The sequence below is a fragment of the Sphingomonas sp. IC081 genome, from assembly GCF_006874585.1.
In the GTDB taxonomy this organism is placed as follows: Bacteria; Pseudomonadota; Alphaproteobacteria; order Sphingomonadales; family Sphingomonadaceae; genus Novosphingobium.
Genome location: NZ_CP029761.1, coordinates 1,391,755 through 1,407,541, shown reverse-complemented (window position 1 = coordinate 1,407,541; position 15,787 = coordinate 1,391,755). Strand labels below are relative to the sequence as shown.

Below are 15,787 nucleotides of genomic sequence, written 5' to 3'. Positions count from 1 at the left end.
CTTGCCATGCGGCGAGGCAAAACCTACCCATCAAGCGATCAACTAAGGATGGATGATGCAGCGTTTCGAAGGCACCGGCAGTTACGTCGCCACGGACGACCTCAAGGTCGCGGTCAATGCGGCCGTGCTGCTGCGCCGTCCGCTGCTGGTGAAAGGCGAGCCGGGCACCGGCAAGACCGTGCTGGCCGAACAGATCGCCGCCTCGCTCGGCGCCCCGCTGATCACCTGGAACGTCAAGTCCACCACCAAGGCGCATCAGGGCCTTTACGAGTACGACGCGGTCGGCCGCCTGCGCGACGGCCAGCTCGGCGATGCCCGGGTCCATGACATCAACAACTACATCCGCCGCGGCAAGCTGTGGGAAGCCTTCACCTCCCCGCGCCTTCCGGTGCTGCTGATCGACGAGATCGACAAGGCCGACATCGAGTTCCCCAACGACCTCCTTGCCGAACTCGATCGCATGGCCTTCGACGTCTACGAGACGGGCGAGCACGTCGCCGCCGCCGAACGCCCGATCGTCGTCATCACCTCGAACAACGAGAAGGACCTGCCCGACGCCTTCCTGCGCCGGTGCTTCTTCCACTACATCAAGTTCCCCGACCGCGAGACGATGCAGGCCATCGTCGACGTGCATTTCCCGGGCATCCAGAAGACGCTGGTCACCCGCGCGATGGAGATCTTCTACGAACTGCGCGAAGTGCCCGGGCTCAAGAAAAAGCCCTCCACCAGCGAATTGCTCGACTGGCTGAAGCTGCTGCTGGCCGAGGACATGCCGCTCGACGTGTTGCAGAACCAGGATGCCGCCAAGGCGATCCCGCCGCTCCACGGAGCCTTGCTCAAGAACGAACAGGACGTCATGCTGTTCGAAAGGCTCGCCTTCATGGCGCGCCGGGGGAACTGACACGATGACCGCACCTTACACCGGGGGCTGCGTCTGCGGCGCCGTCACGCTCGCGATCGCGGGCGAACCGGTCGCCACGCGCCAGTGCTGGTGCCGCCAGTGCCAGCAGCTTGCCGCCGGCGGCCCCACCAACAACGCGATCTTCAAGGCCGAGGACGTCGCCATCGACGGCGATCTTGCCGCCTCGGCATGGCAGGCCGCCAGCGGCAACAGGCTGACCTTCCACTTCTGCCCCCGATGCGGCACCCAGATCTTTGCGCAGAGTTCGGCCCGCCCGCACCTCAAGACCATGCGCCTCGGCGCGCTCGATGCCGGACACGGCCTCAAGCCCGACGCCGTGATCTGGACCGAGGACGCACCGCAATGGGCAATGATCGACCCCGCGCTGGAGCAGTGGCCGCGCCAGCCCCCGCCGCCGCCCGGTGTCGATCCCCGGTAGGGTTGGCCCCAGCAAGACCAGCGTCGCCGAGCGCCGGACGGGTGCCCCACACCCTTTCAGGTCAGGCGTCGTAGGCCGAGATATACTCGAACATCACGGTCAGGGCGGCGCGATCCTGCTCGCTGATCTCCGGACGCCAGATCTCGAAAAGCAGAACGACGCGGTCGTCCTCGCCGCGGTTCCATGCCTCATGCTCGATGCTGTCGTCGAAGATCAGCAACTTGCCCGGCTCCCACGAACGCACCTCGTTGCCCACGCGCAGGCTGCACCCCGGCGGCACCACCAAGGGCAAATGGCAGATCAGGCGGGTATTGAGGAACCCGGTGTGCGCGGGGATATGCATGCCGGGCTTGAGCCGCGAAAACAGTGCCATCGGCGAACGACCGGCGATGCGCGGGATCGGCGCAGCTTCCAGGGCCGCCATCGTGCGCGGGCAGCGCTCGGCCTGGCGCGCCACCGGCTCGCCGCCGCGCCAGAGATAGAGGGCGCCCCAGCGCGGATCGCCCAGCATGGCATTGGCCTTGGGAGGCCGCCCCGGCTCGGATTCGACATAAGGCCGGAAACCATCCTCCTCGGCCAGCACGCCCTCCAGTTCCGCGCGAATGACCTCGCTTTGCGCCTCCAGCGCGGGAACCCAGTCGAAAGCCTCGCGCTCGTAGAACTGGTTCTGCGGCAGGCCGGGGAAATAGAAGCTCTGCGGCTGCTGGACAAAGACCTGCTTGCGCCCGGTCAGGATGTCGAGCGCCTCGGCGATCCTCGGGCTCATCGCCGCGCCGCGAATGCCTTCCTGCTCCAGCCGGCCGCGCAGTTCTTCCTCGTAACGCGAAGCGAAGCCGGAAATAGCCTCCCTGGCACGCTGGAGCGCACCTTGCAGGCCCTGCGGCACGTTCGGCGTCCGGGCGGCGGTGTCGAGCGCTGCCTGATAGAATGCCGTGGCGGCCCGGCTGTCGCCGATCTGGCCATGCGCCTCCCCCTTGAGCAGGAGGGCGCCGATATGGCGCGGGTCGGCTGCCAGCACCCTGTCGAGCACCGCATCCGCCTGGCGCGGGTCTCCCGCGAAGAGATAGGCCTGCGCCGCCGACAGCAGCGGCGGATCGGGAAGCTGCATCAGCGGCTCCAGCGCCGCAAGCGCTGCCGGGCCGTCCCGGCGCTGCAGCGCGCGGACGGCATCTTCACGAAGGCGGGCGATCTGATTCGGGGTAAGTTGCACGGTGCGATCTATAAAGCTTCGCGGCGCCCTCTCAATCGTCCGCCGGTCATCGGGCAGGCGTTTCCCACCCGCCGCGCGATAGGCTATGCGATGGGCATGAACGCTTGCCCGGCCCCTGCCCGCCTCGTTGCTTCCCTGTGCCGTTCGGCTGACCGGCGAGAGCGGCCATGCTGCTGAACTTCGTCGAGGAACTGCGCGCCGCGGGCATCGGCGCCTCGCTCAAGGAGCATCTGGTGCTGCTCGAAGCGCTCGACCGCGAGGTGATCGAGCGCACGCCCGAGGCGTTCTACTACCTCAGCCGGGCGACATTCGTGAAGGACGAAGGCCTGCTCGACCGCTTCGACCAGGTGTTCCAGAAGGTCTTCAAGGGCGTGCTGACCGACTATGGCCAGCAGCCGGTGGACATTCCCGAGGACTGGCTGCGCAAGGTGGCGGAGCGCTACTTCTCGCAGGAGGAAATGGAGCAGGTTCGGTCGCTGGGTTCCTGGGGCGAGATCATGGAGACGCTGAAGAAGCGTCTGGAGGAGCAGGAAAAGCGCCATTCCGGCGGCAACAAGTGGATCGGCACCAACGGCACCTCGCCCTTCGGCCATTCGGGCTACAATCCCGAGGGCATCCGCATCGGCGGTGAAGGCAAACACGGCCGCGCGATCAAGGTCTGGGAAAAGCGCGAATTCGCCAATCTCGACAACACCCGCGAACTCGGCACCCGCAATATCAAGGTGGCGCTGCGGCGCCTGCGCCGGTTTGCCCGCGAAGGCGCGGCCGAGGAGCTCGACCTCGACGAGACGATCCGGGGCACCGCCAAGCAGGGCTGGCTCGACGTGGTCATGCGTCCCGAACGCCACAATGCCGTAAAAGTGCTGCTGTTCCTCGATGTCGGCGGCTCGATGGATCCGTACATCGCGATGATGGAAGACCTGTTCAGCGCCGCCAGCGCCGAGTTCAAGAACATGGAGTTCTTCTACTTCCACAACTGCCTTTACGAAGGCGTCTGGAAGGACAACCGCCGCCGCTGGTCGCAGCGCACCCCGACCTGGGACCTGCTCCACAAGTTCGGCCATGACTACAAGGTGATCTTCGTGGGCGACGCGGCGATGAGCCCTTACGAAGTCAGCCATCCGGGCGGCTCGGTCGAGCATATGAACGAGGAGGCCGGCGCCGTCTGGCTGCAGCGCGTGACGCAGACGTATCCGGCCACCGTGTGGCTCAATCCCACGCCGGAGAACCAGTGGGGCTATTCCGGCTCCACCCGCATGATCCGCGAACTGATGGGCGGGGCGATGTTCCCGCTCACGCTCGACGGGCTCGACGCGGCGATGCGGGAGCTGTCGCGCAAGAAGGCGTGACGCTCAGCCTTTCGCGTCGACGCTAAACAATGCGGTGACGCTATCGGCGGATTTCAAAAAAGTAACCGCCATTGCCGATTGAGAACGTCCACCCCCTTCGTTAAGGGCGCCCCATTCGGGTGCGCAGAACCAAATCATAACAACACTGTATCGGTTGAATGGAGAAGCGGGTGCGCTTTCTCCAATAGGGGGAATTTATGCGTTTCATCAAGTACGGCCTCATCTCCGCAGCCCTTCTGGCCCAGCCGGCGCTCGCCGACGAAGCCAGGCTTTCCGGGCTGCGCGTCGAAGCCCGCGTCGGTCTGGAAACCCCGACCGTCAGCGACGACGACGTCTACAAGCTGGGGCAGTCGGTCTCGATTGGCGGCGAGATCGGTTATGACATTCCGGTCAGCACGAAAGTCACCGTCGGTCCCTTCGTGAACTACGACTATGCCCGCTCGAAGGACTGCGCGAGCGGCTACTGCCTGGGTTCGGACGGCAACCTGGCCGCAGGCGGCCGCATCGGCCTCAACCTCGGCTCCGCCCTCCAGCTTTACGGCAAGCTCGGCTACGACAGCATGAAGCTCAAGGCGACCTACGCAGGCGAATCCGGCACCGAAACGCTCGACGGCGTCATGGGCGGCATCGGTCTCGACTACAATCTGTCGAGCAAGGCCTATGTCGGCGTGGAGATCAACTACGCCGATCTCGGCAGCTTTGAAGGCATCAACTTCCAGCGCCGCCATGCCGTGCTCACCGGCGGCATCCGCTTCTAAGCAGCGGCGGCATCCTCAGGGCTTCGCCGAAACGGCGAAGCCCTGAGGCATCCTGTTCAGCGATAGAGCAGCAGATCGGCGACTTCGGCCTTCCACGCGGCTTCGTCCGCTCCGGCCGCCGCCTCCAGATCGCCTGGTAGCGCATCGGGATTGTCGACCCACTCCCGCAGCCCCGGACCGCCGTTGATGACGTCGATCGCAAGCCGCGTGAACTCGTACTCATACGGGAAATCCCGCCAGATCGGATAGTCGGGATAGAGGCGCCGGATCGCCTTGAACGCCAGTGCCTGAAGCCGCCAGGGCCGGAAGGCGTGGTGATCGTAGAACGGGCCCTCGGCATGGATCATCAGGCCGCTGCACAGGCTCTTCGCATGCTTGTGGAACGTCGGTTCGAACCAGCACTCGCGCAAGGCGCAGCCTTCCAGCCACTCGGGCGCAAAGCGCTGCATCTCGGCCAGAACCGCCTTGGCGTCGAGGTCGGGCGCGCCGAACAGCACTTCGAGCGGGCGCGTGGTGCCGCGTCCTTCCGAAACCGTCGCCCCCTCGATCATCACCGTCCCGGCATAGGCCCGCGCCATGTTGAGATTGGCGGCATTGGGGCTGGGATTGATCCACACCCGGTCGAGCGGCCAGCCGAATCCGGGGCCTTCCGGCTCCCAGCCGTCCATCGCGATCACCCGGTAATCGACGTTGAGCTTGAAGTGACGGATGAACCAGTGGCCCATCTCGCCCAGCGTCAGGCCGTGGCGCATCGGCATCGGTCCGGCACCGACAAAGCTCTCCTGCCCCGGCAGCAGCGTCAGCCCTTCTACCGGACGACCGGCGGGATTGGGACGGTCCAGCACCCAGACGCTCTTGCCCTGTTCCTGCGCCGCTTCCAGCAGATAGAGCAGCGTGGTGACAAACGTGTAGATGCGGCAGCCCAGGTCCTGGAGGTCGAACAGGAACACGTCGGCACTGGCCATCATCGCCGCGCTGGGGCGGCGCACTTCGCCATAGAGGCTGTAGACGGGGATGCCATAGGTCGGGTCCAGCTCGTCCGCCGTCTCGACCATGTTGTCCTGCTTGTCGCCCTTGAGGCCGTGCTGGGGGCCGAAGGCGCTTGTCACGTTCACCCCCGCCGCGATCAGCGCGTCAAGCGAATGGACGAGGTCCTCCGTCACCGAAGCGGGATGGGCGACAAGCGCGACGCGGCGCCCTTCGAGGGGCTTGCGCAGTTCAGGGTCCGCCAGCAGGCGATCGATACCGAATTTCATGACGCGGTGGGTGCCGCAAGCGCCTGCGTGAAGCAAGCCGGATCATGGAAGTCAGGCGCCTCGCCGCTGTGGGAAAGCGCCCAGAAGCTGCGCACGCCGCCCTCTTCCTCGATCACGGCCGTGAAGCCCATGCCGAGCGGCAGGTCCGGCAGGCCCGCGGCGGGAATGGCGGCATCGAAGATGGCGATGTCGGAGCCCTTGCGCATCGTGCATTCGGGTTCGCGCGGCATCGGCCGCTCGCTCATGCCCTCCCGGCGCGCGGTAAAGTCATAAGCGTTCCAGCGCTCGGACGGCGAGAGGTTGATCTCGACATAAGGCTCCGCGCCGGGCGCCTGGAGGAACAGCTCGAAACAGGTGGTGTTCCAGAGCCCGTCGGCCCGGCCCTTGCCCGCAAAGGCGGGAACCACCAGCTTGCCCGCACCCAGGATCCGCCAGCGCACACGCAGCCAGCTCTGGTCGAGGCCGATCACGCGGGCCTCCATCGAACGGACAAGGACGGGCGGATGGGCGGGGTGGCAGATCAGGTCGGACATGGCCCCTGCGTAGAGCCGCGCGGGTCATGCTGGCAATCCGGACCGCTTCGGTTTCGGCCGGATATCACCACGAACGCGACCAATTGCTTCATATCCTGCGCCCCCCATGCTAGGCGCCCCGCTCCCATAAACAAGAAGCACGGTCATGACCTACAAATCTTCCCTGCTCCGCGTCCTCGAAGAACGCGGCTACATCCACCAGACGACGGATGCCGAGGGCCTCGACGCTCTCGCAGAGAAGCAGGTCGTGCCGGGCTATATCGGCTTCGACGCGACCGCCGCGTCGCTGCACATCGGCAGCCTCGTGCAGATCATGATGCTGCGCCGCCTCCAGCAGACCGGCCACAAGCCGATCGTGCTGATGGGCGGCGGCACCACCCGCATCGGCGACCCGACCGGGCGCGACGAAAGCCGCAAGATGCTGTCCGACGAGACGATCGAGACCAACATCAAGGGCATCTTCTCGATCTTCTCGCGCCTGTTGAAGTTCGGCGACGGCCCGACCGACGCGGTCATGGTGAACAACCAGGACTGGCTGGGACAGCTCGGCTATATCCAGCTGCTCCAGGAAGTGGGCACGCACTTCACGGTCAACCGCATGCTCTCGTTCGATTCGGTCAAGCTGCGCCTCGAGCGCGAGCAGCCGATGACCTTCCTCGAATTCAACTACATGATCCTGCAGGGCTACGACTTCCGCCACCTCTGCAAGGAGAAGCAGGTGCGCCTGCAGATGGGCGGCTCCGACCAGTGGGGCAACATCGTCAACGGCATCGAACTGACCCGCCGCATGGACGGCAAGGAAGTGTTCGGCCTGACCACGCCGCTGCTCACCACCGCGGACGGCGCCAAGATGGGCAAGAGCGCCTCCGGCGCGGTCTGGCTCAACGAGGAGATGCTGCCGAGCTATGACTTCTGGCAGTACTGGCGCAATTGCGACGACCGCGACGTCGGCAAGTTCCTGCGCCTGTTCACCGACCTGCCACTGGACGAGATCGCCCGACTCGAAGCGCTTGAAGGCGCCGCGATCAATGATGCCAAGGTCGTTCTGGCCAATGAAGTGACCCGGCTGTGCCGCGGCGAGGATGCTGCCGTCGCCGCCGAAGCCACCGCCAGGGCAACGTTCGCGGGCGGCGGCCTCGGTCAGGACTTGCCGACGCTCGACGTCACCGGCGAAGGCGTTCGCCTCGGCGCGGCGCTCACCGAACTCGGCTTCACCGCCTCCAACGGCGAGGCCAAGCGCAAGATCGGTGAAGGCGCCGTGAAACTGGACGATGTCACCATGGATGATCCCGGCTTCCTGATCGAAGTGGCTTCCGGCGAAACCCGAAAGCTGAGCCTGGGCAAGAAGAAGCACGCGATCCTGCGCGGCGCCTGAAAGAGCCGCATCAATGCATTACTTCCGGCAGGCGGCAAAATCCTGCCGGAAGTTTACCGTTTGTTTGCCATTTTGATGCACTGTACCGTTTCACGGCGGCAACCAATAGGCGGACAAGAACATGAGTGCAGGAGCCCAGCTCTCTGTAACCGACAAGCGGCGGGCAACCCGCCACCCTGTCGATCACAAGCTGATCGCCGAGCATCGCCAACTGGGCGATGTCCACCTGCATATCGTCAACTTTTCCGCCCAGGGCTTCATGTGCAAGGGCGAGCTTGCGCTTGATCGCGGCGAACGGCTGGTGATGCGCCTGCCCGTGGTGGGACGGATCGAGGCCCACCTGATCTGGTCGCACGAAGGCCGCTCCGGCTTCCAGTTCGAACGCATCATCCGCATCGACGACTTCCTCAAGCTGGTCGACGCCACGCAGCCCAATCCGCGCCTCCGCCCGCGCCGGTAACACCTGCCAGCCATTGGCATCACGCAAGAAAGCCGCCCGGATCCGCTCCGGGCGGCTTTCTTGCGTGGCATCTTCACCGCACTGCAACATGAATTTTACGTCATGCTGCGATTACCTCTTGATACAGTATAACATCACCACTAGCCCAGGCGCCATGAAGACGCCCCAAGCCCGAATCGCCCTGCTGGCCTCTGCCGGCGCCCTTGCCACCACTGCCCTGCTTGCCGCACCGGGAGCCGCATTTGCCGCTGACGCTGACGCTGCCGCGACTGCAGACAGCGCTCATCCGCAGGAAAACGGCCCGGAAATCATCGTCACCGGCCGCGTGATCTCCGGCAATGCCGATCCGATCAGCGCGCCCGTGGTGCTGACCGGTGAGGCACTGACCCGCGACATCAAGCCGCAGATCGGCGAAATGCTGGCAAGCCTGCCCGGCGTCTCCAGCACCGGCTTCGCGCCGGGTGTCTCGCGCCCGGTCCTGCGCGGTTTTGACGGTCCGCGCGTGCAGGTGCTGCTTGACGGCATCGGCTCGCTCGATGCCTCCTCGGTGTCGGCCGACCACGCCGTCTCGCTCGACACGCTCAATGTCGAGCGTGTCGAAGTGCTCCACGGCCCCCGCGTCCTGCTTTACGCCAGCGATCCCTCGGGCGGCGCCGTCAACGCGGTGGACAAGCGCATCCCGCGCAGCGTGCCGGACAAGGCCTTCACCGTCGACGCGCTGGGTTCCTTCGGCACCGCCGCCGACATGGTGAACGGCGGCATTGCCACCAACGTGCGCCTTGCCAGCCGCCTCGTTGCCCACTTCGACGCTTCTTACTACCACAGCGATGACCTCCACGTCGGCGGCCACGTGCTCTCGCCCGAACTGCGCGCCGAAACGCTGACCCAGGCGAGCGACCTTGCCGCCGCCGGCGACCTGACCGGCGCCGCCACGCTCACCGAGCAGGCCAACGCCAAGGGCAAGATCGCCAACAGCGGCACCGAGGGCTGGAGCTACGGCGGCGGCCTCGCCTTCATCGACGACGGCGGCGACATCGGCGTCTCGGTGCAGCGTCTCGCCACCGACTACGGCATCCCGCCGCGTCCCTCGACCGATCCCGAGGCCACCAGCATCTCGCTGCGCCAGACCCGCGTCGACCTGCGCGCCGGGCTCAACCTCACCGGCTTCCTCAAGCGCCTCGAAGTGCGCGGCGCCTATGGCGACTACGAGCACGCCGAGATCGAGGACGGCGACATCGGCACCCAGTTCCACAACCAGGCCGTGGAAGTGCGCCTCCAGGCCGACCAGGCCAAGCGCGGCATCTGGAGCGGCTCGACCGGTGTCCAGTACTCGTCCTCGCGCCTCGACATCAGCGGCGACGAGGCCCTGCTGCCGGACAACAACACCAACCGCTTCGCGGTCTTCACGCTGCAGCAGCTGGAAGTCGGCCGCTTCGACCTCGAAGGCGCGCTGCGCTACGAGAACACGCAGATCCGCACGATCCCGGCCACCGAGCACCGCGATTTCGACCAGTACGCCGCCGTTGCCGGTGTCGCCTGGCACGCCACCGACACGCTGACCTTCTCGGCCAACTTCTCGCACGGCGAACGCGCACCGTCGGCCGAGGAACTCTTCGTCGACGGCCTGCATGACGCCACCCAGTCCTACGAACGCGGCAACCCGAACTTCACGGTCGAGAAGAGCAACACCGTCGAGGCGGGACTGCGCTACAATGGTGGCGCCTTTGTCGGCTCGGTCACCCTGTTCGGCACCAACTTCGACAACTTCATCACCGCCGTTCCGACCGGCGAAGTGATCGAGGACTTCCCGGTCTACCAGTACCTCCAGGCCCCCGCCCGCTTCCGCGGCATCGAGGCTGAAGGCGCGCTGACCTTCGCACGCTGGGGCGACAACGCGCTCAAGGCCGACGGCGGGGTCGACTATACCCATGCCAAGCTGGTCAACATGGGCCCGGTACCCCGCATTCCCCCGCTGCGCACGCGCGGCGGCCTCGAATTCGATTCGCCGGCCGTCACCCTGCGCGGGGAAGTGGAATGGAATGCCAAGCAGGACCGCGTGACCGAGAACGAGAACCCGACCAGCGCCTTCACGCTCGTCAACCTCAGCGCCACCTGGCGCCCGATGGGCCAGGACGGCCCGCTCTCGCTGATCCTCGCCGCCGACAACCTGCTCGACGCAACGGGCCGCCTCGCCGCCTCGGAAACGCGCGACTTCGTGCCGATCGCCGGCCGTGACGTGCGCCTCACCGCGCGGTTTACTTATTGATCCCAAACATAACCTATCGGCTCCCCATGGCAGCATGACTTGGCAAGCGCCGGTCATGCTGCCATGCAGCCCGACGTGAATACGCCCCCTTCCCCTGCAGCCGCCCCAGCGCAGCCCCCATCCCCACCAACATCCCCGCTGCGCATCGCCGATTACCGCAAGTTCTGGCTTGCCCGGTTTTTCCAGGTACTGGCCTCGACCGGCATGGTCGTCATCATCGGCTACCAGCTCTATGACGTCGCCCGCAGCGACTATGGCATGTCGATCACCCAGGCCTCGTTCCAGCTTGGCCTGCTGGGCTTTGCACAGTTCCTGCCGATCTTCCTGCTGACCCCGATTTCCGGCGTCATCGCCGACCGGTTCGACCGGCGCCGGGTGGCCGGCCTTGCCATGGGCATCGACATCCTCGTCGCGCTCGGCCTCGGCATCACCACCACGCTCGACTGGCGCAGCCTGCCCGCACTCTACATCTTTGCCGCGGTACACGGCGCCGTGCGCGTCTTTGTCGCCCCCTCGATGAGCGCGATCGCCCCCAACATCGTGCCAAGCAGCCTGATCCCCCGCGCGATCGGCTTCAACTCGATCGCCATGCAGGCAGGTACGATCGTCGGCCCTGCGGCCTTCGGTTTCCTCTTCGCCAGCCACCACGCCTCCCCCTACTGGGTCGCGGCCGCGCTCATGGCGCTTGCCGCGCTCAATATCCTGGCAATCCGCAACATTCCGCCGGTGCCCGTGGATGCGCGCAAGGCGCACCCGCTGCGCCAGATCGTCGATGGCTTCCACTTCATCTGGAGCGAACGCTTCCTGCTCGGCTGCATCACGCTGGATCTCTTCGCGGTGCTGCTGGGCGGGGCCACCGCGCTGATGCCGGTGTTCGCGCGCGACATCCTGCACGTCGGCCCCGAGGGGCTCGGCCAGATGCGCGCGGCGACGGCCGCCGGCGCCGCCGTCGTCGCGCTCTGGCTCTCGTTCCGCCCGCTGGCGAGGAACGTCGGCGTCAAGATGCTCGTGTCGGTCGCCGCCTACGGCGCGATGACGCTGGGCTTTGGCCTGTCGCGCAGCTTTGCCGTCTCGCTGGGCTTCCTCGCGCTGATCGGCGCGGCGGACATGATCTCGGTGTTCATCCGCAGCTCGCTGGTCCAGCTGCGCACGCCTGATGACAAGCGCGGGCGCGTTTCCGCCATTTCCGGGCTCGCCATCTCCGCCTCGAACGAGCTTGGCGAGATGCAGTCGGGTGTCGCCGCCGCACTTCTGGGTGCAACCGGCGCAGTTGTCTTCGGCGGCACCGCTGCCATAGTCATTACCGCAATCTGGGCCTGGGGCTTCCCCGAGATCCGCCGGGCCCGAACCTTCGCACCACGTTGGGAGCAAGAGCAATGAAGGCCGACAGCATCCTCGCCACCATCGGCAATACCCCGCATATCCGCCTCTCGCGCCTGTTCCCGGACCATGAGGTCTGGATCAAGGCGGAGCGCGGCAATCCGGGCGGTTCGATCAAGGACCGCATCGCGCTTGCCATGATCGAGGCCGCCGAGGCCGACGGTACCCTGAAGCCTGGCGGCACCATCATCGAGCCGACCTCTGGCAACACCGGCATCGGTCTTGCCATGGTCGCGGCGGTCAAGGGCTACAAGCTGGTCCTTGTCATGCCCGAATCGATGTCGATCGAGCGCCGTCGCCTGATGCTGGCCTATGGCGCCAGCTTCGACCTGACACCGCGCGAAAAGGGCATGAAGGGCGCGATCGAGCGCGCGCGCGAGCTCATCGCCGAAACCCCCGGCTCGTGGATGCCGCAGCAGTTCGACAACCCTGCCAACGTCGCCGCCCACGTGAAGACGACCGCGCAGGAAATCCTCGCGGACTTCGCCGAGACCCCGGTCGACGTGCTGATCACCGGCGTCGGCACCGGCGGTCACCTCACCGGCTGCGCCGAGACGCTCAAGGCGTCCTGGCCCTCGCTCAAGGCCTATGCCGTGGAACCGACGCTTTCGCCGGTGATTTCCGGCGGCCAGCCCGGCCCGCACCCGATCCAGGGCATCGGCGCCGGCTTCATCCCCGGCAACCTGCACACCCAGTCGATCGACGGCGCCATCCAGGTCGACCCGGCCGACGCCAAGGAATGGGCACGCCGCTGCGCGACCGAGGAAGGCATGCTGGTCGGCATCAGTTCGGGCGCAACGCTGGCCGCCATTGCCCAGAAGCTGCCCTCGCTGCCCGAAGGCTCGCGCGTGGTCGGCTTCAACTACGACACCGGCGAGCGTTATCTCTCGGTGCCGGACTTCCTGCCGGAATGAGCGGGATGGACGCCATCGCCTACAGCCACGCCGGTCAGCAGCTGACTGGCTGGCTGGCCCGCCCCTCGGGCGAGGTCCGCGCTGCGGTCATCCTCTTCCCGACCATCGCCAACGTCAACGCGCCGATGGAACGCCGCGCGAAGATGCTGGCGGAGCTTGGTTACCTTACGCTCGTCGCCGACTTTTATGGTGAGCCCGTCGCCAGCTTCGAGGCCTCGTTCCCGCTGGCCGACACGCTGCGCGCCGACAACGGCCATTACCGTGGCCGCATCGCCGCTGCCATCGCGGCGATGCGCGCGCTGCCCGAAGCGCAAGGCCTGCCGATGCTCGGCGTGGGCTACTGCATGGGCGGTCAGGCGGTTCTCGAGGCCGCACGCGACGGCCAGGACCTGCTGGCCGCGGTCAGCTTCCACGGCACGCTGGCAACGCGCAATCCCGCGGAACCGGGCACGATCCGCCCGCGCATCCTGATCTGTCACGGCGATGCCGATCCGCTGGTCCCGCGCGAACAGGTCATCGGCTTCTGGGAGGAAATGGACAAGGCCGGGGCCAACTGGCACTTCCACGCCTATTCCGGCGTGCGCCACGGCTTCACCGACCGCGGCAGCGACGAACGCGGCATGGCCGCCCTCGGTTACGACGCCAGTGCCGACCGTCAAAGTTGGGCCGCGATGCTTTCGCTGTTCGACGAAGTTCTGGACTGAACGCCAGGATATAGGCCGTGGCTGCCCCTCGAGGCAGCCACGGTCCGTCTCATGGCCTGTCAGCAGCCGTTGGACTTGTTTCCGCCGACGGGGGGACGATGATCCCCGTCATTGCGGTGGTCGCCGCTGTTGCCCCACTTGTTGCCGTGCCGGCTGCCCTGCCAGCCTTTGCTCCTGCCGAAATCCCCGGTCAGCGCAGCCAGCTTGAGCTTCGACGCGCTCAGCGTCGATTGAGCGGCCTTCTCCCCCGCCATGGCGGCGGTTGGAGCGACTGCCAGCAGGCCCAAGGCGGCGGCAGTAACGGTTAGACGTTGCATCATGAGGTTTTCCCTTCCTTCTTTGCGCCCCGAACGACCTTTCCAGGCCGACGACCTCTCCTTCGCTGCCCCAAGTCGACCCGCGCCGGTTCCGGTCAGCAGGCACGAGTCTTCCCTCGGCCGGTGAAGGGGCAAGACACCGGCCACGGGACAGTCGAAAAACAGTTTTTGCAATTATCGCAGGGCAATAGGGATCGCGCGCCAATCACCACTGCCAACCGGGAGCCTTCCCTTTCGCAGTGCAGCATGCGAGCGCGTTGCGACGATACGTCCGTCGGATCGGGCCAATCGAAGGCCCTCTCAATTTCAGCCTAACATGCTGAATTGAACAGATAAGCCTGAAACAGACTGTTCTATATGCATTTCTTGCGCGATGAACTTGCAGGCCCGGAGCGAGCCCGCAAATCCTTCAGCCCTCTACCGATTCGAGTCCTTCGCCAGTGAGGCGACGATAAAAGCAGCTGCGCGCTCCGGTATGGCAGGCAGGGCCTTCCGGCCGGACCCGCAGTTCGATCGCGTCCTGGTCGCAATCGACTCGGATCTCCTCGACCCGCAGCACATGGCCGGAAGTCTCGCCCTTCAGCCACAGCTTCCCGCGCGAGCGCGAATGGAAATGGGCAAGCCCGGTCTCACGCGTACGCGCCAGAGCTTCGGCATCCATGAACGCCACCATCAGGATTTCCCGGGTCAGGGCGTCCACCGCGATGCCGATCACCAGCCCCTGCGCGTCGAACTTGGGAAGGAAAGCAGAACCTTGCTCGCGCTCGGCCTTGGAAATCTCGGAACCGGTATCGGACATTTCAGATATATTCCCCAGATACGTCACGGCCAAATGGTTGTTGCACGATAACCACAGCCGATCACCAAAATCCCCGTAACGTGCTCAAGCCCCTTTTCAACCCCCGCGTTTGCTGGGAATGTCGCCTTGCAGCTGGGGGGCTGCTTCCGACCTTAGGTCGCTGACTGATAGATGTCTCACCGGCAGAAATGCCAAGGCAATATCAGGAAACAGGCACCACGGTTCAGGGAAGAATTGAGGGATCGGACCAGGCGGCCTGCAGGGGGGCCGCCGAACCGCTTAGCGGGGTCCACGAGTTTCGTCACGAGAACGCCCGGAGCCAATTTGGCTCCGGGCGTTTTCGTTTTTACCCTGCCCCAATCGGACATTTCCTTTTCAAAGCCTGCCCTGAGGTCAAAGCGCCTCGTCCAGAACCCGGGCAAAACAACCGATCACCACTTCGCGGGCGCCCGCGCGCTTGAGCGCCGCCACGCAGGCATCGCTGGTCGAACCGCTGGTCAGCACATCGTCGACCAGCACGATCCGCGCGCCTTTCACCAAAGGACGATGGCGCCGGGACACTGCGATCGCCCCCGACAGCACCCGCTGGCGCGCCGCGCGCCCCAGGCCGCCGAGCGAGGGTGTGGCCTTGCGGCGCTCCAGCACGGCGACGCCTAATCGCGCACCCCGCTGCCGGGCGAGGACGCGGGCCAGCTCCGTCGCCTGATTGTAGCCGCGCCGCCAGAGCCGCCAGCGATGCAGCGGCACCGGAACCACCAGCCAGTCCGCATCGACATCACTCATGCGGCCAGCGATCAGCCCGCCCATCATCTGCGAAAGTGCGATGCGGTTGCCGTGCTTGAGCGCCAGCACCAGGCGCCGCGAGGCATCGTTGTAGAGCGTGGCCGCGGCAATGCCGTCATGTCTGGGCGGCTCGGCCATGCAAGGCGCGCACATCGCCCCTTGCGGTATGCTCTGCTTGAAGGGCCTGGCACATGTGCGGCAACCGGGATCGCCGGGTAGCATCAGTTGCTGCCAGCACGCCGGACAGAGCCCGTTCTGGGCAACGATCGCAGTGCCGCACAGCGGGCAGCGCGGCGGGAATACAAGGTCCAACAGCGGCGCAAGCGCCTTGCCAATCTCCATC

At 65.9% G+C, this 15,787-nt stretch carries 16 protein-coding genes and 1 pseudogene; 10 read left to right on the top strand and 7 right to left on the bottom strand.

The genetic code is table 11. The annotated features are described in order from the left end of the window. Nucleotides 1–55: 55 nt before the first annotated feature. Together DM450_RS06790 and DM450_RS06785 are read left to right on the top strand one after the other, a co-directional pair. Nucleotides 56–901, top strand: a complete 846-nt coding sequence (locus DM450_RS06790) for an AAA family ATPase (protein WP_142633543.1) — start codon at nucleotides 56–58, stop codon at nucleotides 899–901. Nucleotides 902–905: 4 nt separating this feature from the next. After that, nucleotides 906–1,340, top strand: coding sequence for a GFA family protein (locus tag DM450_RS06785; RefSeq protein WP_142633541.1), 435 nt, complete (start codon nucleotides 906–908; stop codon nucleotides 1,338–1,340). A 61-nt stretch (nucleotides 1,341–1,401) separates the two neighbouring features. On the opposite strand, the gene DM450_RS06780 is transcribed toward DM450_RS06785, so the two are convergent. Further along, nucleotides 1,402–2,550, bottom strand: coding sequence for an aspartyl/asparaginyl beta-hydroxylase domain-containing protein (locus tag DM450_RS06780; protein ID WP_260610272.1), 1,149 nt, complete (start codon nucleotides 2,548–2,550; stop codon nucleotides 1,402–1,404). 167 nt (nucleotides 2,551–2,717) lie between these two features. Here DM450_RS06780 and DM450_RS06775 point away from each other — a divergent pair, with 167 nt between their 5' ends. Both DM450_RS06775 and DM450_RS06770 read left to right on the top strand, forming a co-directional pair. Beyond that, nucleotides 2,718–3,899 carry a vWA domain-containing protein gene (locus tag DM450_RS06775; protein ID WP_142633538.1) on the top strand — a complete coding sequence of 394 codons (1,182 nt, stop codon included), beginning with the start codon at nucleotides 2,718–2,720 and terminating at the stop codon, nucleotides 3,897–3,899. 197 nt (nucleotides 3,900–4,096) lie between these two features. Next, entirely contained in the window at nucleotides 4,097–4,657 is a 561-nt protein-coding gene (locus DM450_RS06770; protein WP_142633537.1) for an outer membrane beta-barrel protein, read from the top strand. Nucleotides 4,658–4,713: 56 nt separating this feature from the next. Here the strand turns inward: DM450_RS06770 and DM450_RS06765 are convergent, their stop codons facing one another. Both DM450_RS06765 and DM450_RS06760 read right to left on the bottom strand, forming a co-directional pair. After that, entirely contained in the window at nucleotides 4,714–5,913 is a 1,200-nt protein-coding gene (locus DM450_RS06765; protein ID WP_142633535.1) for an exo-beta-N-acetylmuramidase NamZ domain-containing protein, read from the bottom strand. After that, nucleotides 5,910–6,446 carry a DOMON-like domain-containing protein gene (locus DM450_RS06760; protein WP_142633533.1) on the bottom strand — a complete coding sequence of 179 codons (537 nt, stop codon included), beginning with the start codon at nucleotides 6,444–6,446 and terminating at the stop codon, nucleotides 5,910–5,912. The genes DM450_RS06765 and DM450_RS06760 overlap by 4 nt, the downstream gene beginning before the upstream one ends. 145 nt (nucleotides 6,447–6,591) lie before the next feature. Here DM450_RS06760 and tyrS point away from each other — a divergent pair, with 145 nt between their 5' ends. The 6 genes from tyrS to DM450_RS06730 all read left to right on the top strand — a co-directional run bounded on the left by tyrS (nucleotide 6,592) and on the right by DM450_RS06730 (nucleotide 13,545). Next, the gene (tyrS, locus tag DM450_RS06755; RefSeq protein ID WP_142633531.1) at nucleotides 6,592–7,821 is read left to right on the top strand and encodes a tyrosine--tRNA ligase; all 1,230 of its coding nucleotides are present in this window, start codon (nucleotides 6,592–6,594) and stop codon (nucleotides 7,819–7,821) included. Nucleotides 7,822–7,942: 121 nt separating this feature from the next. Then, nucleotides 7,943–8,281, top strand: a complete 339-nt coding sequence (locus tag DM450_RS06750) for a PilZ domain-containing protein (protein WP_142633529.1) — start codon at nucleotides 7,943–7,945, stop codon at nucleotides 8,279–8,281. 154 nt (nucleotides 8,282–8,435) lie between these two features. Then, a complete protein-coding gene (locus DM450_RS06745; RefSeq protein ID WP_142633527.1) occupies nucleotides 8,436–10,547 on the top strand; it encodes a TonB-dependent receptor in 2,112 nt (703 codons plus the stop codon). Nucleotides 10,548–10,622: 75 nt separating this feature from the next. Beyond that, nucleotides 10,623–11,927: an MFS transporter gene (locus DM450_RS06740; protein WP_260610269.1), complete on the top strand. Its 1,305-nt coding sequence runs from the start codon at nucleotides 10,623–10,625 to the stop codon at nucleotides 11,925–11,927. Beyond that, nucleotides 11,924–12,841 (top strand): cysteine synthase A, encoded by a 918-nt coding sequence (gene cysK / locus DM450_RS06735; protein WP_142633525.1) that lies wholly within the window; start codon nucleotides 11,924–11,926, stop codon nucleotides 12,839–12,841. The genes DM450_RS06740 and cysK overlap by 4 nt, the downstream gene beginning before the upstream one ends. Next, nucleotides 12,838–13,545 (top strand): dienelactone hydrolase family protein, encoded by a 708-nt coding sequence (locus DM450_RS06730; protein WP_142633523.1) that lies wholly within the window; start codon nucleotides 12,838–12,840, stop codon nucleotides 13,543–13,545. Before cysK ends, DM450_RS06730 begins: the two co-directional genes overlap by 4 nt. Before the next feature lie 59 nt (nucleotides 13,546–13,604). Here DM450_RS06730 and DM450_RS06725 read toward each other — a convergent pair whose 3' ends face one another. From DM450_RS06725 to DM450_RS26460, 4 genes and pseudogenes are all read right to left on the bottom strand, one after another. Next, entirely contained in the window at nucleotides 13,605–13,865 is a 261-nt protein-coding gene (locus tag DM450_RS06725; RefSeq protein WP_142633521.1) for a hypothetical protein, read from the bottom strand. Between the two features lie 406 nt (nucleotides 13,866–14,271). Then, nucleotides 14,272–14,661 carry a phosphoribosyl-AMP cyclohydrolase gene (gene hisI / locus DM450_RS06720; protein ID WP_142633519.1) on the bottom strand — a complete coding sequence of 130 codons (390 nt, stop codon included), beginning with the start codon at nucleotides 14,659–14,661 and terminating at the stop codon, nucleotides 14,272–14,274. 393 nt (nucleotides 14,662–15,054) lie between these two features. Further along, nucleotides 15,055–15,582 carry a phosphoribosyltransferase family protein gene (locus DM450_RS06715; protein WP_312846176.1) on the bottom strand — a complete coding sequence of 176 codons (528 nt, stop codon included), beginning with the start codon at nucleotides 15,580–15,582 and terminating at the stop codon, nucleotides 15,055–15,057. Nucleotides 15,583–15,591: 9 nt separating this feature from the next. After that, nucleotides 15,592–15,786, bottom strand: a pseudogene (locus tag DM450_RS26460) (double zinc ribbon domain-containing protein); the annotation flags it as partial. Nucleotide 15,787: the final 1 nt, after the last annotated feature.